This window comes from Streptomyces sp. NPDC048248 (assembly GCF_043201875.1).
Classification (GTDB): Bacteria; Actinomycetota; Actinomycetes; order Streptomycetales; family Streptomycetaceae; genus Streptomyces.
The window spans coordinates 227,644-251,167 of the sequence record NZ_JBICZL010000006.1; the positions used below are offsets into that span (position 1 = coordinate 227,644).

General features: G+C 68.4%; 23 protein-coding genes and 2 pseudogenes. 17 read left to right on the forward strand and 8 right to left on the reverse strand.

Annotation, left to right across the window (positions count from 1 at the left end):
- Nucleotides 1-9: 9 nt before the first annotated feature.
- From ACGFZW_RS14675 to ACGFZW_RS14695, 5 genes are all read left to right on the forward strand, one after another.
- Nucleotides 10-513: a gas vesicle protein gene (locus ACGFZW_RS14675; RefSeq protein ID WP_393893457.1), complete on the forward strand. Its 504-nt coding sequence runs from the start codon at nucleotides 10-12 to the stop codon at nucleotides 511-513.
- A complete protein-coding gene (locus tag ACGFZW_RS14680; protein WP_393893458.1) occupies nucleotides 510-1,316 on the forward strand; it encodes a GvpL/GvpF family gas vesicle protein in 807 nt (268 codons plus the stop codon). Before ACGFZW_RS14675 ends, ACGFZW_RS14680 begins: the two co-directional genes overlap by 4 nt.
- The gene (locus tag ACGFZW_RS14685) at nucleotides 1,313-1,561 is read left to right on the forward strand and encodes a gas vesicle protein (RefSeq protein ID WP_393893459.1); all 249 of its coding nucleotides are present in this window, start codon (nucleotides 1,313-1,315) and stop codon (nucleotides 1,559-1,561) included. The genes ACGFZW_RS14680 and ACGFZW_RS14685 overlap by 4 nt, the downstream gene beginning before the upstream one ends.
- Nucleotides 1,551-1,958 (forward strand): gas vesicle protein K, encoded by a 408-nt coding sequence (locus ACGFZW_RS14690; RefSeq protein WP_393893460.1) that lies wholly within the window; start codon nucleotides 1,551-1,553, stop codon nucleotides 1,956-1,958. The genes ACGFZW_RS14685 and ACGFZW_RS14690 overlap by 11 nt, the downstream gene beginning before the upstream one ends.
- A gap of 186 nt (nucleotides 1,959-2,144) precedes the next feature.
- Nucleotides 2,145-2,570 (forward strand): DUF2267 domain-containing protein, encoded by a 426-nt coding sequence (locus ACGFZW_RS14695; protein ID WP_393893461.1) that lies wholly within the window; start codon nucleotides 2,145-2,147, stop codon nucleotides 2,568-2,570.
- 122 nt (nucleotides 2,571-2,692) lie between these two features.
- On the opposite strand, the gene ACGFZW_RS14700 is transcribed toward ACGFZW_RS14695, so the two are convergent.
- The 5 genes from ACGFZW_RS14700 to ACGFZW_RS14720 form a co-directional block, all read right to left on the reverse strand.
- Nucleotides 2,693-3,226: a hypothetical protein gene (locus tag ACGFZW_RS14700; protein WP_393893462.1), complete on the reverse strand. Its 534-nt coding sequence runs from the start codon at nucleotides 3,224-3,226 to the stop codon at nucleotides 2,693-2,695.
- A 140-nt stretch (nucleotides 3,227-3,366) separates the two neighbouring features.
- Nucleotides 3,367-4,407, reverse strand: coding sequence for a hypothetical protein (locus ACGFZW_RS14705; RefSeq protein ID WP_393893463.1), 1,041 nt, complete (start codon nucleotides 4,405-4,407; stop codon nucleotides 3,367-3,369).
- A 226-nt stretch (nucleotides 4,408-4,633) separates the two neighbouring features.
- Nucleotides 4,634-5,506 (reverse strand): glutathione S-transferase C-terminal domain-containing protein, encoded by an 873-nt coding sequence (locus tag ACGFZW_RS14710; RefSeq protein WP_393893464.1) that lies wholly within the window; start codon nucleotides 5,504-5,506, stop codon nucleotides 4,634-4,636.
- Between the two features lie 180 nt (nucleotides 5,507-5,686).
- Nucleotides 5,687-5,812 (reverse strand): putative leader peptide, encoded by a 126-nt coding sequence (locus ACGFZW_RS14715; protein WP_393893680.1) that lies wholly within the window; start codon nucleotides 5,810-5,812, stop codon nucleotides 5,687-5,689.
- A gap of 236 nt (nucleotides 5,813-6,048) precedes the next feature.
- Nucleotides 6,049-6,918, reverse strand: a complete 870-nt coding sequence (locus ACGFZW_RS14720; RefSeq protein ID WP_393893465.1) for a polysaccharide deacetylase family protein — start codon at nucleotides 6,916-6,918, stop codon at nucleotides 6,049-6,051.
- A 113-nt stretch (nucleotides 6,919-7,031) separates the two neighbouring features.
- Here ACGFZW_RS14720 and ACGFZW_RS14725 point away from each other — a divergent pair.
- Both ACGFZW_RS14725 and ACGFZW_RS14730 read left to right on the forward strand, forming a co-directional pair.
- Nucleotides 7,032-7,385 (forward strand): annotated as a pseudogene (locus ACGFZW_RS14725) (MerR family transcriptional regulator); the annotation flags it as partial.
- Nucleotides 7,386-7,718: 333 nt separating this feature from the next.
- The gene (locus ACGFZW_RS14730) at nucleotides 7,719-8,438 is read left to right on the forward strand and encodes a maleylpyruvate isomerase family mycothiol-dependent enzyme (RefSeq protein WP_393893466.1); all 720 of its coding nucleotides are present in this window, start codon (nucleotides 7,719-7,721) and stop codon (nucleotides 8,436-8,438) included.
- A 378-nt stretch (nucleotides 8,439-8,816) separates the two neighbouring features.
- Here the strand turns inward: ACGFZW_RS14730 and ACGFZW_RS14735 are convergent.
- Nucleotides 8,817-8,960 (reverse strand): annotated as a pseudogene (locus ACGFZW_RS14735) (thioredoxin-disulfide reductase); the annotation flags it as partial.
- Between the two features lie 433 nt (nucleotides 8,961-9,393).
- Between ACGFZW_RS14735 and ACGFZW_RS14740 the strand changes: the two are divergent.
- From ACGFZW_RS14740 to ACGFZW_RS14760, 5 genes are all read left to right on the forward strand, one after another.
- Nucleotides 9,394-9,678, forward strand: a complete 285-nt coding sequence (locus ACGFZW_RS14740) for a hypothetical protein (RefSeq protein WP_393893467.1) — start codon at nucleotides 9,394-9,396, stop codon at nucleotides 9,676-9,678.
- 707 nt (nucleotides 9,679-10,385) lie between these two features.
- Complete coding sequence (locus tag ACGFZW_RS14745) at nucleotides 10,386-10,676, forward strand: lactococcin 972 family bacteriocin (RefSeq protein WP_393893468.1); 291 nt, start codon at nucleotides 10,386-10,388, stop codon at nucleotides 10,674-10,676.
- 170 nt (nucleotides 10,677-10,846) lie between these two features.
- A complete protein-coding gene (locus ACGFZW_RS14750) occupies nucleotides 10,847-12,925 on the forward strand; it encodes a hypothetical protein (protein WP_393893469.1) in 2,079 nt (692 codons plus the stop codon).
- Nucleotides 12,926-12,968: 43 nt separating this feature from the next.
- Nucleotides 12,969-13,619 (forward strand): ATP-binding cassette domain-containing protein, encoded by a 651-nt coding sequence (locus tag ACGFZW_RS14755; RefSeq protein WP_393893470.1) that lies wholly within the window; start codon nucleotides 12,969-12,971, stop codon nucleotides 13,617-13,619.
- Nucleotides 13,620-13,819: 200 nt separating this feature from the next.
- Nucleotides 13,820-15,265, forward strand: a complete 1,446-nt coding sequence (locus ACGFZW_RS14760; RefSeq protein ID WP_393893681.1) for a hypothetical protein — start codon at nucleotides 13,820-13,822, stop codon at nucleotides 15,263-15,265.
- A 310-nt stretch (nucleotides 15,266-15,575) separates the two neighbouring features.
- Here ACGFZW_RS14760 and ACGFZW_RS14765 read toward each other — a convergent pair whose 3' ends face one another.
- Both ACGFZW_RS14765 and ACGFZW_RS14770 read right to left on the reverse strand, forming a co-directional pair.
- The gene (locus ACGFZW_RS14765; RefSeq protein ID WP_393893471.1) at nucleotides 15,576-15,737 is read right to left on the reverse strand and encodes a hypothetical protein; all 162 of its coding nucleotides are present in this window, start codon (nucleotides 15,735-15,737) and stop codon (nucleotides 15,576-15,578) included.
- 96 nt (nucleotides 15,738-15,833) lie between these two features.
- Complete coding sequence (locus ACGFZW_RS14770; protein WP_393893472.1) at nucleotides 15,834-16,988, reverse strand: magnesium and cobalt transport protein CorA; 1,155 nt, start codon at nucleotides 16,986-16,988, stop codon at nucleotides 15,834-15,836.
- 221 nt (nucleotides 16,989-17,209) lie between these two features.
- Between ACGFZW_RS14770 and ACGFZW_RS14775 the strand changes: the two genes are divergently transcribed.
- The 5 genes from ACGFZW_RS14775 to ACGFZW_RS14795 all read left to right on the forward strand — a co-directional run bounded on the left by ACGFZW_RS14775 (nucleotide 17,210) and on the right by ACGFZW_RS14795 (nucleotide 22,377).
- Entirely contained in the window at nucleotides 17,210-17,602 is a 393-nt protein-coding gene (locus tag ACGFZW_RS14775; RefSeq protein ID WP_393893473.1) for a cell division protein SepF, read from the forward strand.
- Between the two features lie 55 nt (nucleotides 17,603-17,657).
- Complete coding sequence (locus ACGFZW_RS14780) at nucleotides 17,658-19,373, forward strand: biotin transporter BioY (RefSeq protein WP_393893474.1); 1,716 nt, start codon at nucleotides 17,658-17,660, stop codon at nucleotides 19,371-19,373.
- Nucleotides 19,370-19,723 carry a nucleotide pyrophosphohydrolase gene (locus ACGFZW_RS14785; RefSeq protein ID WP_393893475.1) on the forward strand — a complete coding sequence of 118 codons (354 nt, stop codon included), beginning with the start codon at nucleotides 19,370-19,372 and terminating at the stop codon, nucleotides 19,721-19,723. The genes ACGFZW_RS14780 and ACGFZW_RS14785 overlap by 4 nt, the downstream gene beginning before the upstream one ends.
- Before the next feature lie 535 nt (nucleotides 19,724-20,258).
- The gene (locus tag ACGFZW_RS14790; RefSeq protein ID WP_393893476.1) at nucleotides 20,259-20,714 is read left to right on the forward strand and encodes a DUF6099 family protein; all 456 of its coding nucleotides are present in this window, start codon (nucleotides 20,259-20,261) and stop codon (nucleotides 20,712-20,714) included.
- 739 nt (nucleotides 20,715-21,453) lie between these two features.
- The gene (locus tag ACGFZW_RS14795; protein ID WP_393893477.1) at nucleotides 21,454-22,377 is read left to right on the forward strand and encodes an LLM class F420-dependent oxidoreductase; all 924 of its coding nucleotides are present in this window, start codon (nucleotides 21,454-21,456) and stop codon (nucleotides 22,375-22,377) included.
- Nucleotides 22,378-23,524 lie beyond the last annotated feature (1,147 nt).

Here is a 23,524-nt window from a genome sequence, read left to right on the forward strand (position 1 = left end):
GCAGCGGCCGTGACAGAACCGGTGGCCAACAGGCTCGGCAACTTGCCGTCCCGTTCCGCCCAGCCGTCCGGCCAGGGCTCGTCGGCCAATCTCGCCGACATCCTGGAACGGGTGCTGGACAAGGGCATCGTCATCGCCGGCGACATCCAGATCAACCTGCTGGACATCGAGCTGCTCACCATCAAGCTGCGCCTGCTGGTCGCGTCGGTCGACAAGGCGAAGGAGATGGGCATCGACTGGTGGGAGCACGACCCCGCGCTGTCCTCCCGCGCCCGCGACGACCATGAGCTCGTCGAGGAGAACCGACGCCTGCGGGCGGAGGTCGAGGCCCTGCGTGAAGGGGGCGAGCTGCCGCCGGCGCAGGAGGACGACCAGAGCCGTCCCGCCGTCACCCGGCGCCCCGCCCGCGCCAAACGGCCCGAACGGGCCGAGCAGACCGAGCGGGCCGAAGGTGCAGAGCAGTCCGAGGGGTCAGCGCCGCGTACGCGCCGCACGAAGCGGGATGAGTCATGAGCGAGGTCATGAGCTATGCATACGCCGTGGCGCGCGATGCCGACGGCACGCTGGGCGACGCGCTGTCCGGGCTCCCCGGCGTCGCCGACGGACCGGTCCACCTGGTGCACGGTGGCGGCGACGTCGTCGTCGTGGTGAGCCCGGTGCCCGCGCAGGACTTCGGGGAGGCCGCCCTGCGCCGCCACCTCGAAGACCTCGACTGGCTGGAGTCGGTCGCCCGCGCCCATCACGGTGTGATCGAGGCTCTGGCGGAGCGCGCCACCGTCCTGCCGCTCCGGCTGGCGACGGTCTATCTCGACGACGACCGGGTGCGCGGCATGATCGATGCCTCTCATGACGCGTTCTCCGAGCGGCTGGCGGACCTGGCCGCGCACGTCGAGTGGGGAGTCAAGATCTACGTCGAGGCGACCGCCGCCGAGGAGAGCCCGGCAGCCCCACCCGCCGAGCAGGACGCCGGCCCCGGGCGGGCCTATCTGCGGCAGCGCAGAGCCCAGCGCTCCGCACGCGAGGACACCTACCGTGAGGCCCAACGGGCCGCCGAGCGCGTCGAGGCAGCTGCCCGCGGCTACGCCGTCGACCGCGTCCAGCACCGCCCACAGCAAGGGGAACTCGCCCGCGGGCCGGGGGAGAACGTCACCAACGATGCCTACCTCGTACCGGCGGACCGGGCCGAGAGTTTCCGCACCGAGGTCGCGGGGGCCGCCGAGGGCCTGGCCGGCGTCCGGGTGGAGGTCACCGGTCCCTGGGCTCCGTACTCCTTCGCCGCGCCCCCTGAGGAACCTGCGGAGAGGGCGGCACCGTGAGGGCCGCGGACGGGCGGCCGGCTCAGACGCAGGAGCCGCTGCCGGAGCGGCAGATCGCACTGATCGACCTGCTGGACCGGTTGCTCAGCGGCGGAGTGGTCCTGACCGGTGACGTCGTGCTCTCCATCGCCGACATCGACCTCGTCCGCATCTCCCTGCGCGCCCTGATCGTCTCCATCAGCGAGCAGAATCCGTCCCCGTGGTCCACCACTCCGCCTCCGCAACGAGAGCGCCATGACCGGTGAGGACCGCCCGCGCGGCAACCGCTTCGACGACGTCGCCGACGCCGCCGCCCGAGCCTTCAGCCTGCTGCCCGCCGAGCCCGAGGACGTCCGGCCGCCGAGCGACGACGGACCGCGGAGGCCGGCACGCCGGATAGCGGCCGACCCCGACACGGTGGAACGCGACCTGGTCAAGCTCGTCCTCACCCTCGTCGAGCTGCTGCGGCAGCTCATGGAGCGTCAGGCCCTGCACCGGGTCGACGCCGGAGACCTCACCGAGGAGCAGGAGGAGCGGCTGGGCACCACACTGATGATCCTCCACGACCGGATGAACGAACTCTGCGCCCGCTACGACCTCGCGATGGAGGATCTCAACCTGGATCTCGGTCCGCTGGGAACCCTGCTGCCACCCTCCGAATGACGGACCGCGGCCCGCCGGCGGCGGGCCGCCGGTGATTCCGGCGGCCGCAGCGGTTTCGGCCGCAGCTCAGCGGAAACCCGGCCCGTGCAGGTGTGGCGGTCGCGTGACGGTGGCTGCCGGCCGGCGGAGCGGAGGGACCGGCGACGGTCCTGGCACCGTCCTCCCCTCCGGAACGGAGGCAGGATCATGCAGCACGACGAGTTGCTCGGTCTGGTGCAGGCGCGCGCCGCACTACCGGACCGGGGCAGAGCGGAACGAGCCGTACGCGCGACGCTGGAGACGGTCGCGGAACGGGTACCGGCCGGCCTGGCACAGCATCTGGCCGCGCAACTGCCGCACGAGATAGCCGAGCCGATGCTGCGGGTATCGCAGGAGCACGCCCCCGCCGAGGGGCGGCCGAGTGGGGGAGAGCGCTTCGATCTGACGATCTTCGCGGGCCGTGTCGCCTGGCGCGGTGGGGTCTCGGAGGAAGCCGCCCTCCAGGAGGCGACCGCGGTCTTCGAGGTGCTGGACGCCGCGCTGTCACCGGAGCTGATGGAAAAGCTGAGCCACTCCTTGCCCCACGACATCCGGGAGCTGCTGCCCCTGGCGCGGGCCGAAGAGTCCACCTGACCAGGCCGTGTCGGACCGGGGGAGGCGGCCGGACGTAGCCGGGCTGCCGGTTCCGGGCGGGCGGTCCGGACTGCCCCACCTGCTGCGCGGCGGGGGAGAAGGGGAGGCGTGTGGCCGGGCGCTCAGTCGGTCTGGTGGGCGTCGCGCGCCGCATCCACGAAGTTCTCCAGGGCCTTCCAGAAGGGGCTGTACGCGGCGTCGAAACCGCTGTGGGCGTCCGGGGCTCCGGACAGTTCAGCCTTGAGCGCTTCGTAGAAGGGCCCGGTCGCCTTCTGCAGGGAGAGGGCCGCTGCGGCGGCACCGGGTGGGCCTTCCAGTTCGACGACACGTGCGCAGCGGCGGATTCTCGCGTATTCGGCGACCTCCCGGTCGTGCAGGACGCGGAGGCTGTCCGTGCGGGAGTCGGAGCCGGAAAGGCGGAGCGCCGCCGAGATCTCCCAGTACAACTCGCCCATGCGGTGGGTCTGTTCGATGAGGTCCAGGTACGCCGTGCGTCGGCTCTCGCGCAGCCGCTCGGCGCGCGAGGAACGGGCGGCGATCTCGGCCTGGATCGTGGCGGCCCGGGTGCTGCCGCGGCTGGTCACCCAGCTGGCGAGGACCGCGGTGCCGCCGGTCAGCGCCGCGATCGCAAGAGTCCACACCGTGCCGTCGCCCACGGGCGTCACGATACCGATGCTCCGGCGGCCGGAGCAGCCGGGAGCACCCGGGGCGGGCCGGAGACGGCTGCTGAAGCCGGCCCCGGCCTTCGTGACGGCCCCGCCATCGCTCGCGTCGGCCGGGTGACCTCGCGGCTGGGTTACGACGGGAAGTCGCCCGGCGGCACCTGGCTGGTGGAGGCATTGCCGCCGACCACCTTGTTCAGGCTGAAGGTCAGCACCGTGTACTGGGTGCCGCCCGCGACCCGGATCGTCCGGAAGTTCGCCTGGTCGTCGAACTTCTCGAAGCTGCACTCGCGGGTGAAGGACCGCTTGCCGCCGTTCCAGTCCTCGCCGGTGGTGAAGTACACCGTGTAGGAGCCGCTGTTGACGCTGCGCACGGTCGCCTCGGAGCTCTTGCGGACGTACACCGAGAACGCCGTCCGCCCGCTGCGGGTCAGTGTCACCACCGCGTCGCTGCTGGTGCCGTTCTTGACCGTGAGGCGGCCCAGGCCGCCCCGGCTGCCGTCGCGGACGAAGCTGCCGTTGGCGAGCCGCCGGTGTCTGGGCTCTTCCGTGCGCGGCGGTTGCAGCCGGGCGTCGTAGCCGAGGGCGGTGAGCGCGCGCCCTGCTTCCTCGGCGTTCTTGGGGCTCTCGGCGGAGCCCAGTTCGACGCGCGGCGAGGTCGCGCAGCGGCTGCCGTCGCCGCGGGCACCGCGCAGGTCTTGCCCCAATGCGCGGAGTGAGGCGGCGAGTTGGCCGTTGCCCGTGATGGCGTCGTCCGGTATCTCCGCCGTGTCCAGGGAGTCGGCGGCCGCGTCGGCCTTCGCCGCCGCCGTGTCGAGCGCGGTGTTCAGCGGCTTGCCGTCCTGTGCACCGTCGACCGTGCGCAGCGCGTTGTTCAGGGGCCCGAGGGCGGCCGTCAGCGCGCGGCGGTAGCGGTCGGGGTCGACGGTTGGTGTCGGGGAGGCGGAGGGTGTCGAGACGGCGACCGGACGGCCGGCGCCCCCGCTGTCGGCGTCCGAGGAGCAGGCGGCGAGCGGCAGCGCGAGAGCGAGGACGGCGCCGATCGCCGCGGCGCGGTGGAGGCGCTGAACGGTCGTGGCGCGGAACGGCGTACGGCCGCCCGCAGAGCGAAGTGCGGTTACGGAAGGCTGAGTTGAGCTGGGTCCGGCGCCGGATTCCGGTATCCCGTGCGTCACGCGCGTAGACGTGTACCCCACCATGTTTCCCCCGTTCCCCCGAACTCCGGCAATCACCGGAAAGACCAGGTTTCTCCCCCCGCAGGGGCCTGTCAAGGCTGTGGTCAGGGGGCCGACTGCGCCGCTGGTGGGCAGGGTCACCAGCGGCGCACGCCCGCTCATGTTCAGCGAGGTCGCGACCCCTGGAGTTCGGGGGAAGACGTCCAGGGAGCGCTTCTCGCGGAGGTCAGTGCTGGTGGGGTGTGACGGACCGTCCCGACGGGTGCGCCGCAGTCCAGTCCACGATCTGTACTGCCGCCCCGGCGGCCTCCTGGCCCCGGCAATGCGCGTGATGCCGCCGCGCGATGCCGTCCAGGTCGAGGTGGGAACCAAAGGCGGGAAGGACGGCCAGCCGGCGGGCATACGACCACAACCGCCGGTGGGCGGCGATGCGCTGTACCGCTGCGGCGTCGAGATGCCACCGGTGCACGGTGTCGAGCTGGACGAGCGTCACCCACAAATGGACGTCGGCAGCGGTCACCTCGCCGCCCAGTACGTGGTCACGGTCGGCCAGTCTGCTCTCCAGCGACTCCAACGCGAGGAGCAGGGTGTCCAGCGCCGCTCCGTGGGCCGGGCTGCCGATGCCGAGCCGCCCGGCGCGCTGCGCCGCATCACTGATGTCCTCCTCGCAGAGCCGCCCGACCTCCTCGATGTCGTGCCGGGCGTGCTGCGGGTAGAGCTCCGGCCCCGCGCCACCGAACCGCTCGGCCAGGTCGCGCACGATGTCGGGTGCGTGCGTACTGACGATCCGCCCCGTCCATCCGTCGCTCAGCACCGGCGCAGCGGCCGGACCGGGATGCTGGTGGGAACTGGCCTCGTACAGCGGGCGCAGCGCGGCGTAACCGTCACCCGGCCCGTCGGGCACGGCGGGCAACAGGGACACCGGGAGGACGTCCTGGAGGCCCAACAGGCTGTGGGTGACGGCGATTTCGAGACCGGTGGGACAGGGGAGCGAGAGGTGCAGGCGGTAGCGGTGCGGCACGGCGTAGTGGCCGCTGCGCACATCGCATCCGATGCGCCCCCTGAGCGACGACGCGGTGGTCTGGGACATGGCGGACATGCGACTCCCTGGAATCCGGACCCGCTTCGCGGGCGTGGCAGGCGTATGTGCAGGAGGACGACGTACGGCGGGCAGGGGAGGGGACGGCAGGCGGGGACTGCGTGCGCCGTTTCGGCGCGGCCCCGGGCCGAGGGAGGCTCGCCGCGGGATCGGGACCGGCGCGAGGAAGCCGCTACCGCCTCAGCGGAGAGGACTTGTCGCGCTGGAGACGCGCAGGAGATCGATGTGCCTGCGCGAGGTCAACAGGGGAAGGGGCTGGGCCGCGCAGACCGCGCGGTCGGAGTCCAGCCTCGTGCGCCCCATCATTTCCCACCCGTTCACTAGGGTTCCCACCCTTGAGTGTCGAGCCGCCGCCGGACCGCGTCAAGGGTGATGCAGCCCGTGCGCTGTTGCCACTGCTCCCTGCCTCCCACCACCAGCCACCTGTCTCCTGCCTCCGTCGGGTGTCCTCCGCACCATCGGGCAATCCGCCGCCGGATCACTCTCCGCGCTGCTCCGCCCCCCCGCGGCAACCGTGGGCGCGATCGCGGCCGGCTCCGGCATCACGTCGCGGGGCGTACCGTCCGGGCGTAGTGGTCGGCGATCTCGTCGCTGGTGGTGAGCCACACGCCGGGGTGGTCGGCCACGTACTCCAGGGCCTGGTCGAGGTACTTGTACCGGAACGCCTGGCCGATGACGAACGGGTGCAGAGCCAGCGCCATCACACGCCCGCCGTCGGCCGCGTCCTCGTGGAGCTGGTCCAGCTGGTCCTTGACGATCCGGACGAAGTCCGGGCCGCTGAGGTGCTTGCCGACGAACAGGCCGATGTCGTTCAGCTCGACGGAATAGGGCACGCTCAGCATGCCGGGCAGGTTCAGCCGGTAGGGCTGGTCGTCGTTCGTCCAGTCGAGGACGTAGCTCAGGCCGAGCCCGGCGAGGAGTTCCGGCGTACGGAAGGACTCGGTGAGCGCCGGTCCCATCCAGCCGCGCGGTCGCTTTCCGGTGGCCTTCTCGATGGTGTCGACGACCTCGGCGAGGTAGGCGCGTTCCTCCTCGGGAGGCACGTCCGGCTGGAGGACGGCGTTGTTCTTCCCGTGCGCGAGCCAGGCCCAGTCCCGGTCCCGGCCCGCCTCGATGATCTGCGGATAGTGGTCTACCGCGTCGGAGTTGAGCAGGACGCTCGCGCGGATGCGATGCCGGTCCAGGGCCTTGAGCAGGCGCCAGAAGCCGACCCGTGGACCGTAGTCGCGCCATCCGTAGTTCAGCGGGTCCGGCGTCAGATGGGCGGTGCCCGGGAAGGTGCTGGTCGAGGGACGGTCGATCCGGTAGTGCTCGATGTTCAGCCCGACGTAGAAGGCGACCCGGGCTCCGCCGGGCCAGTGGAGCGGTTCCCGCTCGACGATGGGGCTGTAGTCGAAGAGTTGCTGGTCCATCGAAACTCACCTCGCGTGGGACGGTGCGGTTGCGTGCGAGGGATATCCTCAAACCTTCACATAGATGAGAAGGTCAAGATGAGGAGCGAACGGCTTCTCAGGACGGGGACTTCATGCGTATCGGAGAGCTGTCGGAGCGCACCGGCACGCCCCGCCGGCTGCTGCGCTATTACGAGGAGCAGGGGCTGATCGCCGCCGATCGCGCCCCGAACGGCTACCGGGAGTACGACGAGCGCTTCGTCGACCGGGTCCTGCAGATCAGGGGACTGCTCGACGCCGGGCTGCCGACCCGGATCATCAAGCAGATCCTGCCCTGCCTCGACAAGCCCAGGACCATCTACTTTCCCGACGCCACACCCGAGATGCTGGCCACGCTGCGGCGCGAGCGGGATCGGATGACCGAACGGATCCAGTGCCTGGCCCGCAACCGGGACGCGATCGGCGAATATCTCGACGCGGTGCTGGACTACAACGGCGCGGCATCCGGCGCCGCGAGCTCTGTTCCGGTCACCCCGACCGACGCCACGGACACCGCCTCACGAATGCCGGCCGCCCACGGCCCGTCCGCCCACGGCCCGTCCGAGGGTGGCCCGTCCGCGCAGAGGCGGAACGTCTGACACTGCCGACGGCGGCGCAACGCGAAGAAGCGCTGCGCCGCTTACTGCTGAGGGCGGTGGCAATGGTCGGAGCCGAGGCAGGCGCGAGTGCTCAGCAGCAAGACCCGCGCGGCTCCATCTCTCCACGATGCGGTTGCTACATTCCGACAAGTGGAATGTCAGGGGCTGTGTGAGGGAGGGGACTTGAGCTCGCGTGCACTGGCGCCACTGGGCCGCATCGATGAGGCGACAAAGCGCCTTGTCGAGACCGTTTCCGGTTTGGCCGACGAGCAAGTCGCTGGGTCGACGCTGATACCGCCGCGGACCCGTGGGCACGTCATCACTCATGTGGCGCGCGCCGCCGACAGCCTCTGCCGCCTGCTGGAGGGGGCCCGCACGGCAGTGGAGATCCCGCAGTACGCGAGCATGCACGCCCGGGACGCAGAGATCGAGGCCGGGGCTGAGCGCCCGGTCGCCGATCTGGTCAGCGATGTGGTGTCGAATTCCGCGAGGCTCGACACCGCGGCGCGCTCGCTCCCGGAAGCCGCCTGGGGCCGCCGCGTACGGCTGCGTGCCGGGGAGCTGCGCACGCCCGCCGGCCTGATGGGAACACGGTTGCGCGAACTCGAGGTCCACCACGCGGACCTGGCCGCCGGCTACGCCTTCGCCGACATTCCGGATTCGGTTGCCCGCTGGATCGTCGACGACATTCACCAGACCCTGTCACTTCGGGCGGACACCCCGGGGATGAGGCTCGAAGCGACGGATGCGGGCCTGGCATGGGACGTTGGCGACGGCGGTCCGGTCGTCGGGGGCGCGCTTGCCGACTTGCTGGTGCGGCTCAGTGGTCGAAGCCCGGGCGGCGCCGGGCTGTCCTCTTCCGCAGAGGGAGGAGCCATGCCCGAGGCCCCGCACTGGATCTGAGCTCGGCGTGTGCGTCAGGTCGCACCCGACCCTGGGGCGTGCGCCGGGACCGGGGAGCCAGTTGCCGTACTGCAGGCCGTCAGGGGCGCGGTCACCGCAACTGCCCCACCGCCTGCGCCTGCTAGACCTGCTCGTACTCGACGTCGGTGTCTTCGCAGAAAGTGGCGAGCTGGCGCAGTGTGTCGCGCTCGCGGCTGTCAACGGTCAGTCAGTGACCAGCGGAGCCTGGTGGAGAACCAGTCAGCGAGTTAGGTGCCGCGGGGCATGGGCGGTGCGCGGAATCCTGGTCGGCATGGGAGAGGTTGCTCCTTGGAGTGACGCGAGTGCACCGGGCTCAGCTCAGTCAGGAGTTGCAGGGGCTGCGGCGTCGTGCTCGGATCAGACCACTGCCACAGCCTCCTGCGGCTCGGCGGCGCCCTCTGTGTCTGCGGTGGTGGCGAGGTAGCGCTCGGCGTCCAGGGCGGCTGCGTAGCCGGTGCCGGCGGAGGTGATGGCCTGGCGGTAGGCGTGGTCAGCGTCGCCACAGCGAAGTGGTCCGTTCCACCGAACTCGCCGCACACATCGCCGCACTGGTCCGCGCTGACGGAGGCGGAGACACTCCATCACGGGCTGGGCACCCCAAGAGACGTGATGTGCCACCCGCTTGATGGTAAAAAACGATGCAACTTGGACAGGTGTCAGTTTCAAGGTTCCGTGTGCTGACGGTGATTGTGGTCATGTCTGTTATTACTGGTTAAAGATCGTCTCATCCCGTAGGCTCTTGGCATGTCCACCTTGTCGGTTGACCTCCGACGGAGGGTGGACTCAGGGGGTAGGGGACCAACGCTCAGATCTCGTCTCAGCTGTATGGCCGAGGCGTTATTCGACGCGCCTGCAGCAACAGGGCGAGTGTGGGTCACGGCATCGACGACCTGTCCCCTGCCGTATGGACCGTCGACCCCCTGGAGGAATATTCATGCGCAAGTCGTCTGTCATCTCATCCCTCGCCACCACTGCAGTAGCGGCTGTGCTCTCCTTGGGCGTCGCCGCGCCGGCGCAGGCGGCGAACGGATGGAATGCGCACGTGCAATGCACCAAGTGGCGCATCTCGGACAGCTCCGGCCATGGGCCTGTACAGGGGCACGGCTGGGCCAAGACGACAGGTCTCGCATGGAAGGCAGCCATCAAGGACGCGAACGACCAGATGCCCCGGGGCTACCGTGCGAAGCACTGCGTCAAGAAGACGATCAAGAGGGGCTGACGCAATGAGGACGCGCGCGCTGAACTTCGGCCTGTACGCAGACGAGCAGGAGCTGGCATGGGTCAGGGGGCTTGTCGAGGAGGCTGTGGGTTCCCGCAGTGCCCTGTTTGTCAGGGAGACCGTCGCACACACGGTCTTTGGGGGCGAGCTGACGACCGCCGACGCGTACGACTTTTTGGCGGAACAGTGGGCTGAGGAACATCCTGGTCAGAGCAGTGGTACGCGGGAAACGGTCGAGCTGCGCGTCTATTTGGTGTGCACTTTGAGGACCTGGCGAGCGATCCGTAAGGCAGTGATCAAGGCTTTGTGCCCGGAGGGCATGGCGCCTCACGTCTGTCGTGTTCCGTGGGTCGCTGCCTGAGCCCGTTCTCCTGCGGGTCATCTTGCCCCGAGAATCCCTCTTCCGCTCTGTTTCGCCGTCGCGCGCCCCGTCTCCTGGGAATCAGGAAGATCAGCGAGCACTTTCCTGGAACAGCCCATCAGGCTGAATTCTAGAGCTCCCCATTTGCGCACCTGGGGCGATATCCGACAAGCCGACCCGTCCTCACGCGCTTGGCGGCGCGCAAGCCAGCCAAGCGGAAGAGGGTCGTCTGGCCATCGGTTGATAGCGGCATGATTCACGTCACGCAATAGTGGCTGAATCATGCCTGTGGTGCGCCAAAAGATCCATCCGCCAGTCAAAATCGCAAAGTGAAAGCGAGTCAGTCATGAAGATGCGAAACGGGCTTAAGGCTGTTGCCGTGGCCGGCGCCATAATTGTGGGCGCTGCCGCTCCTGCGCTGGCCGTCACAGTGGACGCCGGTGGTGGCCGCTGGGCGCACGACGTGGGCGCCAACTACGTGTACTCGAACTTCTGGCACAAGGATAACTACCACGCCTCTTCCGTTGAAGGGGCGTACTGGGTCAAGAGTGGCTGCACCAAGGAAAAGGTGTGGTCCAAGGCTTCAGCGAAGAAGGCGAAGACGGTCAGCAAGGCGTACTACGACGCCGCGTGCTAAAGGTTTTGCATACGCGGCACTGAATCCTTAGCTGTCGCCCCTGGCTGCGGGGTATCTATTTGTCCCGCAGTCAGGTCTTTACGGTAAATCCTCATGAGATGCGCGCTCCCGAGTGCCCCGAACCTAGGTAACCGATGCTCCACCGAGCTATCAAATTCGTCCATGCCGCCGTGTTGATCTTCTCGGCTATGATGTCCTTTCTGTTCGTGCGAGGGCTGGACGAGGAGTTGGTGCTGGGCAGTTCGGCTCAGGTCTGGGTGTCCAAAACCGACGACTCGAGGAGCGGCGCTCAGGTTGCCCGTGCGATCGCCGCGTTCGCAGATGAGCATGAGGTCGCGGTGGCTCGCGAGCTGCCCGATGTGAAGAATCCCGACACCCTCCGGCACCTATATCTGGCCTCGGGTGATCCGAACTCCGATGGAGCGTCATGGCTGAACAACGGCTACCCGGCGTTCGGTAGGCATGTCGCCACGGACGTGCACCCGATCGTCGAGATCGGACAGCGCGACCCACGGGGCTTCTACTACATCTTCGGATCGCCCGAGGCCGCAGATGCGCTTGTGGCTGAACTCGCCGATCTCGGCCTGGGTGCAAGCGTGCAGCACCCCCTCGCATACAGCGAGCTGGCCCTTCTCTTCTCGAGCGACGAGCTGTTCTGGTCTTTCTGGGTAGTCGCTCTCGCCGCCGTGACGATGACCGGCGCGAGTGTGCTGATGAGCGCGAAGACCTATGGGGTACTGCGCCTGCAGGGCAAGTCCTTCATGGACATCCTTGCTCGTGACCTCAAGCAGCTGGTGATGTTCTGGTCACTGGCAGCCGGCACTGTGGCGGCTGCGGTACTGGTCTTCCTCGGCATCTACAACGGTCTCGCCTGGCTGGGTCTATTCGCTTTGGTGGCCGCGTGCCTTTCCTGTCTCCTCGCCCTGTTGGCGCTGGCCGCCCATGCTGCGGCGCTCGCCCTCACCTTCAAGGTTGAGGTACTGCGAGCCCTCAAGGGCGAGCTGCCTGCCCGGGCGGCGTTTGTCTCTACGTACCTGGTACGCGTCCCCGCGGTGCTGCTCGCCCTCGGCTTCGCCATGGACGTCACCCTGGCGGGCCAGCAGGTGATGGTAAGTCAGGACAACCAGAACATCTACGTCAAGGCCGGCGACGCCGTCTCCATCCGCCTCAACGGCAGCTGGGGGGGCGACTCAAAGCCGGTGGTCGCGCAGGTGGGTAGGTGGCTGCGCCAGGCCGACGAGGCAGGCGAGATCATTGTTGCCGGACGCCAGGATCTTCAGAATGTCCCCTCGAACGGGCGCCTGCCACAGGGCGAGATACTCATTGTCAACGAGACCTTCCTCGCCAAACAGCCGGTCCTGGACCCGAAGGGACAGCGGTACTCCCCAGCGCCGCGCAACGGGAGAGCCGCAGAAGCCCATTCGGTGCGGCTGGTCATCCCCGAATCTCTTGCCCGCCACGCATTGGACATCAGGGCAACGATCCCTGATGTTTTCGGCAGACTGGATCCAGATCTTCGTCGGCGCCTCGAAGTGGAGACGCTCCAAGCGAAGAGCGGGCAGCGCGTCTTCGGCTACAACTCCGGCGACCGAAGCCCCAATGCCGCCTACAGCCCGGACGATGACCGGTCTCTGGTGCGCGACCCGGTCCTGATTGTGGTCCCCAACGGTTCGAATATCCTCACCAACGATGCCTACACCACGTTCGCGACCCAAGACGGAATAATCTTTCCTGAGCCCGGCGACGTCCTGAACCCCCTTGCGGCCAATAAGAACGAATTGCAGACCTATGTGGCATCTGTGAATCCCGTGGGGCAGAACGCCGCATTGAGGCTGAGGGAGGCCGTCGATGACTTCCGACTGCTGTTCTCTAATCTCATTGCAGCCGTGGCTGTGCTCCTCATCACCGGGGTTGGCGTCTGCATAATCCACTCACGTAAGCATGCTCAGGCCGTTTTCGCGCAGCACATAAGTGGTTGGAGATTTACTGCAACCCACCGCGTCATCCTAGCTGTAGAGGGGCTTCTTGCGGCTTTCCTTGCATGTTGGGTGCCTATCCAGGTGTGGCAGCAGAATCAGAATCTAAAGGAGTTCACCTCCCAGGGCATCCCTGCCCCCTTCCCGTCCGTACAGATCACCGCACTGGACCTCAGTGCTGTCGCTGGGCTGGTCGCCATTGAATTCTGTGCTGTTCTCCTCGCTCTGGGGGTATTTCATCGGCGCATCGTCAAGGAGGGGGCGGATACATGAGCCCCGCACAGACGGATTCCCTCCACTCAGCAGGAGCGCAGTCGTGATCGATATTGTCAAGTTGTCAAAGACCTTCGGTACCCGGACCCTGTGGTCCGATGTCACCGTCACCGTCAGCAGCGGCGAGATGCTCGCCCTTGTCGGCCCCAGCGGATCGGGGAAGTCCACCCTCCTCAACTGCATCGGCCTCCTCGATAAGCCGAACGCGGGGGAGATCCGCCATGAAGGAGCGGACATAACCCGGTTCGGGCGACGTGAGATCCGACGGTTCCGCCGCGATATTCTTGGCTACCTCTTCCAGAATTACGCCCTAATCGAGAATGCCACCGTCGCCACCAACCTGGAGGTCGCTGTCAAACCTCAGCGGACCTTGCGAGGCAAGACCAGCGTGGATATCGCCGAAGCCCTCGAGCGCGTCGGCATGGCAGGGCAAGACGAAGAGAAAATCCACCACCTCAGCGGCGGAGAGCAGCAGCGTGTGGCGCTCGCCCGACTCATGGTCAAGCGACCGGCCCTAGTGCTCGCCGACGAGCCAACCGGCGCCCTCGACCATGCCAATGCCACAGCAGTGATCGACATCCTTCGTGAGATGAGCGATGCCGGATGCGCCGTTGTCATTGCCACCCATGATGACCGTGTCCGCGACCGATGCGACGCCGTCTTTGCCGTCAATGAGAATTCTCTTGTCGCTTAAATACAGCATCGACGCGGAAACTCGGGGCCACCAGATAAGTTCCATCACCTGAAAAGTGCCCCTGGCCGGTGCGTGAACAAGCGATCTTCATTCCAGCCGGCCGGAGGCACTTCCTCACCCGCGGGCATCCGCCGGACGGCTCTAGAAAGCCAGTGCCTGACTTCGGCTCGCACCGCCAGCTCAAGGACCTGAACGCCTTCATGACTTGCCACATATTCGTTATCCGGCGCCGCCTGCCTGTCTGGCTGATCCCACTGCTGTGGACTCTCGCCCTCGGCCTGTGGGGGCTGTCCCGGCAGCAAAGCGTGTGGCGGGACGAGGCCGCAACCTGGCAGGTGGCCCGACGGTCTGTCGCCGACATCTGGCACATGCTGGGGCAGGTCGATGTCGTGCACGGGCTCTACTACCTTCTGATGCACGGACTATTCGAATGCTTCGGGCCCAGTACCACGACCCTGCGGCTGCCCTCCGTGCTGGCCATGGCGGTGGCGGCGGCCTGTGTGACGGTCATCGGCCACCGGCTGGCCGGGATTTGGGCGGGCTTAGGGGGAGGGCTGGCGTTCGGACTTCTTCCGGCGGTGCAGTTCTATCTGCAAGAGGGCCGCCCGTACGCGCTCATCGCGGCAGGAGCCGGGATCTCGACCCTGCTGCTGGTGACCGTACTCGGTGGACGTGGCCGAACGATGCACTGGGCGGCGTACGGGGGTGCGGTCCTGGTGTGCGCACTGTTGAACTGGCTGGCGCTGCTGATTCTGCCGGCGCACTTGGCAACCCTGGTCTGGACGAAGGCTGGGCGCGAGATATGGACACGCTGGGCGGTGGCTGCGACGGCTGCCGTGGCAACGGCACTGCCGTTGATTCTGTTTAGCCGGAGCCAGTCCAGCCAGGTGTCTTGGATTCCGCCGCTGACGTGGCACATGATGTTCGGCCCGGCGGTCCTCCTGGCGATCGGTGGTTTCGGTACCTTGCTGGACCGGCCGCGGGCGGGTCGGCTCTCGATGGCGGCTGTTGGCCTGCCGCTGTTGGCGGTGCCGCAGTTCGGTCTGGTCGGTCTCTCTCTGATCCAGCCGTTGTTCCTGGACCGCTATGTGCTGTTCAGCATGCTGGGTTTGACACTGCTGATCGGCGCAGCGCTCGGTGCGGTGGTTCGGTCGACCGGGCCGCGGTTCCCGCGGGCGTCGCCATGGCTCGTTCCGGCAGTGCTCGTAGTGGCGGTGGTTGCGCTGTTGCCGCAGTCGCTGGCCAAGCGGTCTCCGGAGAGTCGAGTGGACGACGTCCTGTCGGCGGCGGCGGAGGTGCGGCAGCTGAAGAGGGCCGGTGACGCGGTGCTCTTCATACCGGCAGCCCGGCGCGATACCGCGCTGGTCTCCCCCGGCGACTTCGCCGGCCTGCGGGACATCGCACTGGCGAAGAGCCCGGTGGAGTCGGGGACATTGAAGGGCGAGGAGGCCGGTCCGGACCGGATACGGACCGCGATGCTGGCACAACAGCGGATACTTCTGGTCACTGACGTACCCAAGGTGGCCCGGCCCGTGTCGGCGGAGCGGGACAAGGCGAAGACCGCGATGCTGAAGGAACACTTCACCGCGGTGGCGGACGAGCGCGTCCGTGGGCGGCGGGTGACGGTGTACGAGCGACGCGGATAGGAGGCGCGCCCCAATCGTCGACGAGCGGTTCTGGGGGACCTCCCGCGAGCGACGTCAGCAACGAACAGGCCGCTCGGCATCTACCTGCACGGCCCACAGCTCGGCGACGAGCTCGCCAGCCGTGCGGAAAAGGTGAGGTGGTCGGCGAATTCGCCGGCCGCCAGCTCCAGCGTGTGTAGCACCCCGGTGCCGGCCGGGGCTCGTCAGGTGCAGATGGCCGGCGTTCTCCAGGTCGAGCAGGATCAGGTGACCGTGCTCGTCCCAGCCGAGTGAAGCGGCGTCGGGCAGGAGATTCGACGTCGTCGGTTTGCTAGGCGATGACGTCGCTCAAATCCGAAAGGCACCGCTCCAGGTCGCGCCGCATCAGCCCGGCGGCCTCCGGGGCATGGCCCGCCATCTCGACGGTGCTGTTGACGCCCAGGCAGCCGAGGTCCGGACCGTTGCGGCGGTTGGATTTATCGATGTCGATCACGGAGTTGAGCAGATTTCTTCGCAGAGCTCCTGGGGTGAGCTGGCCCGTGCCCCTTCTCCCAGAACAAGCGCATGGCCCCTGCCGGCGGGCCGTAGCTCAGAGCCAGTCGCGTCGCTTGAAGATGACGTACAAGCTGACGCAGACGACCGCCATCAAGCAGATGGCGAAGGGATATCCGAAGCCCCACGTCAGTTCCGGCATGCTCGTGAAGTTCATGCCGTAGATGGTGCCGACGAGGGTGGGAGCGAAGAGGATCGCCGCCCACGACGAGATTTTCTTGATCTCCTCGTTCTGTTCGAAGCCGGCCTCGGCCAGGGCGCGCATCTCGGCGTTCTGCTGTTGGTTCACCAGCGTCGCATTGACGGTGAGGATGTCCTGCAGGGCCTGTCGGAAGCCGTCGACGCGTTCCGTCGTGTGCAGCACGTGGTCGGCCACATCGCGCAGATAGCGACGCAGCTCCGCATCGATCGCGTACTTCTCGAAGCCCGCGGTCAGGCTCTCCAGGATGCCGTTCAGTGGGCGGGTCGCGCGCTGGAACTCCACGACCTCGCGGGAGAGTTCATAGATACGCCGGGAAACCCGCGGGTCGCCGCCGAAGACCTCGGTCTCGATCTCGTCGATGTCGTTCTGGACCCCCGCGACGACCGGTACGTAACCGTCGACGACGGCATCGAGGATCGCGTAGAGGACCGCCTCGGGCCCACGCTTGAGGAGTTCGGGGGTCTCCTCCATCCTGCGCCGTACGGCCGAGAGGTCGGGGGCGCCGCCGTGCCGCACGGTGATGACGAAATCGCGGCCGACGAAAAGATGCAGCTCCCCGAAATCGACCTCCTCGGGATCGTCCAGATAGCGGGCGGCGCGCAGCACGACGAAGAGGGTGTCGCCGTACCGCTCCAGCTTCGGCCGCTGATGGGCCTCCAGTGCGTCCTCGACCGCGAGCGGATGGAGATCGAACTCCGAAGCCAGAGAGACCAGTTCGTCGGAGGAGGGGCGGTGCAGCCCGATCCACGCCAGCGTGTCCGGGGCGCTGCGCAGCTGCTGGAAGGTGTCGGCGAGAGTGTCGTGGGTGCTGACGCGTCGCCCCTCCTGGTAGAGGGCCGCGTGGAGCACACTGCTGGCTGCCTCTGCCGGCTCGTCCGCGTCCGTACGCCCTGCCGCCTCGCCCGCCGGGGGCACGGCCGGCCGCTTCTTCGCGGGTTTGCGCAGGCCGCGCAGGCCGCGCAGTCGCCTACCGGGAGGCTCAGTGCTCACGCAGAACCGACCTCCTTCACAAGGGGGGATGAACAGGCACACAGAAACTCGACGCAGGATATCTGCCCCGGCTGTCGGTACTGGTCAGGGGCCATGGTGCAGGATGGGAGAGGGGCCTGACGCCACGTGTGTCGCGTCCGGCAACTTTTGTGTGTTTATCCCTAGAATTGTGCGATGCAGATACCGCAGACAGTCAGCGCTCCTCTGAGTGAGGTGATTCGGTGAACGGCCGACCCGATGCCACCGACGAGCAGTGGGAAGGGCTCGCCGAGGTCGTACCGCTCCGCAGCGGCAGCGAATGGCCGTCCTGGCCCGACCACCGCGCCCTCCCCGACGAGGAACCCGCCGAGGAGATGCGGCGGTTCATCGTCATTCGTGTACAGACCTTCGCGGACGCCCGCGAGGTCGCCGAATACCTCATGGCGCAGATCCCCGTCCTGCTGGACCTCAGCAGCGCCGACTCCGATGTTGCCAAGCGCATCCTGGACTTCTCCAGCGGCGTCGTGTTCGGGCTGGGCAGCGGAATGCACCGCGTCGACACCAATGTGTTCCTGCTGGCGCCGGTCGGCACGGAGGTCGCGGAAGCGGTCGGCGGCGCCGTCCCCCGTTCGTAGGAAGAGCTGTTGGGCGTAACGGTTCTCCGTACGGGCCGATGCATAGCGTCCCCGTATGGATACCGACAGTGCACGACCTGCGGTCACCGAATTACGGCTGTCCGCCTTCAAGACCCACCGAGGGCTCACCCTGCCGCTGGGCCCCGTGACGCTGCTGACCGGGGAGAGCGGCAGCGGCAAGTCCAGCGCCCTGCAGGCGTACGAGATCCTCTCCCGGCTCGGCAGCGGGGAGCCGTTGGCGAGGGCGGTCGAGGCGGTGGCGGGCGGCGCCCCGGCGTGCGTTCCGGCAGGGGCGCGCCCCGACGATCAGGGGCGGCGCGGGTTCCGTATCGGCTGCACGGTCGACGGCCCTGTCGGCCCCGTCGTGCTCGATCTCGCCGTACAGGCCGAACCCGAACTGCGCATCGTCGGGGAGAGGTTGACCGGTGGCGGCGAGACGCTGCTCACCACGGCGCTCACCGACCCGGCCCGCCCCGCCGTCCAGGCGGCCTGGCACACGGCGGGCGCCACCCCCGTGACCCGTGCCCCCCTCCCCGACGACCGGCTGGGCACTTCGCTGCTGCCCCTGCGCGTTGCGGGTAAGACGGCCGGGCAGCGCCTGGTCCTGGCCGCGGCCGAGCAGGTCGTGGTCGCGCTGCGATCCGCGTTCACATGCGACCCGCGTCCGGAGGCCATGCGGGGCGCGGGGCAGGAGCAGGCCGGCGCCGTTGCGGGTGGTGCGGGGCGGGCCGGTGAGGTGCGCGGCGGTGACGGCGGCGGCACCGGGCGAGGGGGCGGCGCGGCGCGCGGTGGCAGCAGGGGCGGGAACTCCGCGCGGGGGAGCGCGAACAAGCGGGGCAGGGCGGCGGGCAGCCTCGGCGGTGGCGAGGCCGGCGGGTGGGGCCGTGACGTCGACGCGGAACCGGACGAGGGCCGCCTGAGGTCGTCCTGCGACAACCTGCCCGCCGTCCTCGAGCGGACGAGCCGCGAGTGCGCGCGACGGCATGCGGTGCTGGTCGCGGCTGTGCGGGACGCCTGCAACGGCCCCGTCGACGGATTGCGCGCGATCCCTCGGCAGCCCTACGCCACGGACGCCGGGGCGGTTCCCGGCTCGGCGGCCGGTACGACGGGCGCGCGGGGGACGGGAGGCGGGGCAGCGACCAGGCACGACGGGAGTGAGCGTGGCCTCGTACCGGGAGCGCCGAAGACGCCGGGGTGGACGGGCGTGCCTGGTTCGCCCGGAGCTTCGGGGTCGCCGGTCTCGACGCTCTCGTCAGCCGTCGGTCAGGTGGCGCGGGGCGCCGTGGCAGGTAGGCAGGGGCAGACAGCACCGTCAGGGCAGCCGGACCGGTCGGGCCAACGAGCGGTGGGTTCGGGCGGCCGGGCAGGGCAGGCGGGGCGGGCAGGTCAGACGCCTCGCGCGAGCGACAAGGGGGAGCGCGTGACGGACGGCGGCATCCAGGCCGTGGTCGACCGGGGTGCGCTGGGCGTGATGCCCGTTGAGCAACTCGGCGACGGCGAACTCCGCTTTCTCGCCCTGGCGCTGGTTCTGCTCACGGGGCCCGGGGTGCTGGCCATGGACCCGGCGGGCGAGATCCCGTCAGCCCAGCAGCAGCTGACCGTCATGGCCGACGGCATGGACCGCTGCATGGACCGCAGGCAGGCACGTGAGCTGGTGTCGCTGGGGGTACGGATGGCCGAACGCGGACACGTCCGGCTGCTTGGGACGGTGCGGGACCCGTCGGTCGCCGAGGGGCTGCCTGGTGTGCAGGTGCTACACCTAGGGGCATGAGTGAGGATCTTCACGCCCTGCAGCGGCGACTGGCCGAATTCGCGGCGGCCCGGGACTGGCAGCAGTACCACACGCCCAAGAACCTGGCCGCGGCTCTCAGCGTCGAGGCGGCCGAACTGGTCGAGATCTTCCAGTGGTTGACGCCGGAGGAATCGTCGAAGGTGATGTCCGACCCGCGCAAGGCCGGCCGCGTGGAGGACGAGGTCGCGGATGTGCTGGCGTACCTGCTGCAGTTCTGCGAGGCGCTGGGCATCGACCCCCTGACGGCGCTCGCCGCGAAGATCGAGCGCAACGAGTCCCGCTTCCCCGCGGTCCGCGACGCCCGACCGGACCGGCCCCGGGGGGAGTAGTGGGGGGCGGGCGAGGTGGGGCGTAGGGGGATTCGGCGGTAGGTGGGGGAGAGGGAGGAGGAGAGGGGGAGGGAGGGGCTGCGGTGGAACTGACGCGTTCTCCTCCCCTCCCCTCCCTTCGTCTCTCTTCTCCCCTGCTCCTTCGGCCGCTTCGCCGGCCTTCCTCCCGGCCGGTCGTTCGTGGTGCTGTCTTGGGCCCGCTTGCCGACGGCTGGTTCCCGTAGCTGCTTCTGGCAGTGGTGCCCCGGCCCCCGTGCGTTCAGTTCTTACCTCTTCGCCGGCCACTCCCTCGTGCCGTACGTGGCGCATGCTGCCGTCGAGGGGCTGTGGGGCAGGGGGTAGGCGGAGTGGCCAGTGTGATTGGAGCGCTACCCGGCATGTCGTTGATTACGCTCCGGAGTCATGGATCTTTCCACATCGCCTTGCTTGTCCACAGATTTGCGAAATTCTCTGGTGTTTTCGGCTGCCAGCCCTCACTCTGGGTAATGAGAAGGTGCAGGGCGGAAGCGAGTGAGGGTGGAAGGAGGGGGCGCGGATGGACGCGGTGCGGATCATCGCGGCCAGTCGGCGCGGTCTGGCGCAGGCGAACACGGTCCAGGACGTGATTGTCGAGGCGTGGCAGGCTCAAGCGTTAGCCGAGGCGATCGGCAGCCATCTCGCGATATTCGGGCCGTACGAAGTGCGATCCAGAGCGCGAGGCTTGGGCGACGCGGGCGGGCGGTTCAGCGGGGGACTGCTGTGCCCGGCGTCGGCAACCGGTGGGCTGCGGGCGGCTCAGCTGTCCGAAGTGCGTGACGTCAAGGCCGCTTTGACAGGGCTGTGCCGACTGTTGAGAGAAGTGTGCGAAGCGCTGGTGGCCGTCGTGTGCTCGGCGGACGAGGAGGGGATGTACTGGACCTGTGTCGAGGCCATGGATACGGCCGATGAATCGCGGGACCGGGTGACCGGAATACTGGAAAAGCTTGAGGTGCGGGACCGGGATCCCGCGTGACACCGTGCGCATGCGATCGGCTCCCACCAAGTAGGCAAGGGGTGCCGAGTGCGGTGGCACTTGGGAGTCGTCCACCCCGGACGCCGGCCGCTCGCCTCTGGCCACCAGGGCGGCGCGGGTGACCATGACGTCCTCAGGCTGGCGTGGTGACGACCTCAGACAGGCGGCTTCGGGTTGCGAGCGGTAGTCGCCCCCACCACCAACCCGCCGCGACTTCGCACGAGATGAGCCTCGCCTGTGGGGCCGGCGACCACGTCGCCCCTGCTCCGCCCGGCTCCGCCCCGCAAAGAGCTGACTGTGTGAACAGAGCTGACCGAGTCGACAGCGCTGATCGAGTTCACGGCAGCGCGACCCCCTCGCTCAGGGCTTCCAGCCCGCCTCGCCCCGCCGGCCTCGCCTGCCTCGCCTGGGCGAGCGTCGCACGGCCCTGCTCCCCTCATCTCCATCTCAGAGGAAGTACGCCGAAACAATGGCAATCATCGATGCATCACCCGCCACCCACACACCACCCGCCCACTGTCCATCCACGTCCGTCTGCCCACCCGTGCATTGGGTTGCCCGCCGGGGATATTTCCGATGGCCCATACGTCCGCCTCCCCGCATGGTTGCCGGTCACGATCGACAGCCTCCCCGCGCGGCGTCAGTAATTGACCGCCCCCTCGGGCCTATTGAATGACCCAACCCGGTGCATCGACGCGGCCTCACGGTTGGTCTGCGCTTGAACGTGCAGGATGGAGGCATGGATCTACGAATCTTCACGGAGCCTCAGCAGGGGGCTTCCTACGACACCCTTCTTACCGTCGCCAAGGCCACCGAGGACCTCGGTTTCGACGCTTTCTTCCGCTCCGACCACTACCTGTCGATGGGCAACGCGGACGGCATGCCCGGCCCGACGGACGCCTGGATCACGCTTGCCGGTCTCGCCCGAGAGACCAAGCGCATCCGCCTCGGCACTCTCATGACGGCGGGGACCTTCCGTCTCCCGGGGGTGCTGGCCATCCAGGTCGCGCAGGTCGATCAGATGTCCGGTGGGCGGGTGGAGCTCGGTCTCGGAGCGGGCTGGTTCGAAGACGAACACAGGGCGTACGGCATCCCGTTCCCCAAGGAGAAGTTCGCACGGCTGGAGGAGCAACTGGCGATCGTCACCGGCCTCTGGGCCACCGAGGCAGGAAAGGAGTTCAGCTATGACGGCACCTATTACCAGCTTGAGCAGTCGCCCGCGCTCCCCAAGCCCGCCCAGGGCAAGGTGCCGGTGCTGGTCGGGGGCCACGGCGCGACACGTACGCCGCGGCTGGCGGCGCAGTACGCCGATGAGTTCAACATCCCCTTCGCCTCATTGGAAGACACGGAGCGTCAATTCGGCCGGGTGCGTGCGGCTGCCGAGGTTGCCGGGCGGAAGGGCTGCGACCTGGTGTACTCCAACGCTCTTGTGGTCTGCGTCGGTAAGGACGATGCCGAGGTGGCGCGGCGGGCGGCCGCTATCGGGCGGGAGGTGGAAGAACTGAAGGCAAACGGTCTGGCGGGTACTCCCGGCGAGGTCGTCGACAAGATCGAACGGTACGCCGCCGTCGGCGCGTCCCGCTTCTATCTTCAGGTGCTCGACCTCGACGACCTGGACCACTTGGAGCTGATCTCGTCGCGGGTGCAGTCCCAGCTGAGCTGACAGAAGAGACGGGGGGTATGGCTCGGCTGCTGCGGTTTGGTGGCCACGTCCGTGAGTTGGTCGGGTTTCTGGATCTGGCCCCGATTCGGCTTCGGCTGCGGTCTGGGTTGGGCCTCGGCTGGGGCGGGCCGGGAGGCGTACGGGTGACGCTGCGCGGGCGCTCTTCTCCCGGGTAGAGCGGTAGAGCGGTAGGGCGGGGATGGGCGCGGATTGCCGGCGAAGCCCGGGGCGGCAGGTCGCCCTTCCCGGCGATCGGCTGCGGCGTCCTCTCGCGCAAGCGTTGCGGACCGGTGTAGTGGTGCGTTGCGCTCTGCCGTCTGCCGTCTGCCGTCTGCCGTCTGCCGTCTGCCGTCTGCCGTCTGCCGTGTGCCGTGTGCCGTGTGCCGTGTGCCTGCGGGTGTGCGTGCGGGCCTCGGGTCTGTGTTGCGATCCGCACGCAACGTTCCCTGGACGCAGTTGTATTGGGCGTGGCCGCACGGTAGGTCGGTACGGGCCGCAGGTGCGGGACGCACGCGGGTGGGGCTGGGCTGCGGGGCGGGCCATGGGCGGAGGAGGCGCGGAGCAGGTGCGGGTGCGGGCCAGGTGCGGTCCGGAGCGGGCGACCTAGCTGTATTGACCTAGAGCGCTGATCCCGTGAGGTGGGGTGGTGGGGCGGAGGGGGAGGGGAGGGGCTCCGGGGGCTGAGTCGGATTTTGATGTACGGGTTCGCTGGCTGATCGCGATGGCGCGGGCGCGGGCGCGGGGGCGCGTGCGGGGTGGTCGAAGGGTTGCCGCAGTGGGGGTGGGCTCTTGACCAGGGTGCGATTCGTCCTCGTGGGCCGCGGGCCACGGCAGGCCACGGCAAGAGCAGGTCAGGGCCTGAGAGTCGTGAGGTGGCTGTTCGCGGTGACCGCCGCTTCCTCCTCTTCCTCATCCGCCAGGGGCAATGAGCAATGAGCAAGGAGCGAGGAGCCCAGGGGCGCGGACAAGGAGCGAGAGCCGAGGGACCCAGGGCGCAAGCGACGGCGGAGGGCGCGGCCGCGGGCGGGCGACGGCAATCGGGCCTGACGGTGGGTGGTGGTTGGTGCGGTGCAGGGGCTGACCTTGGCTGCTTGCAGCCCGCTTCGGCCCTCGTCGGCTTCGGGGCCGGCTCCGTGGTGTGCCGGTT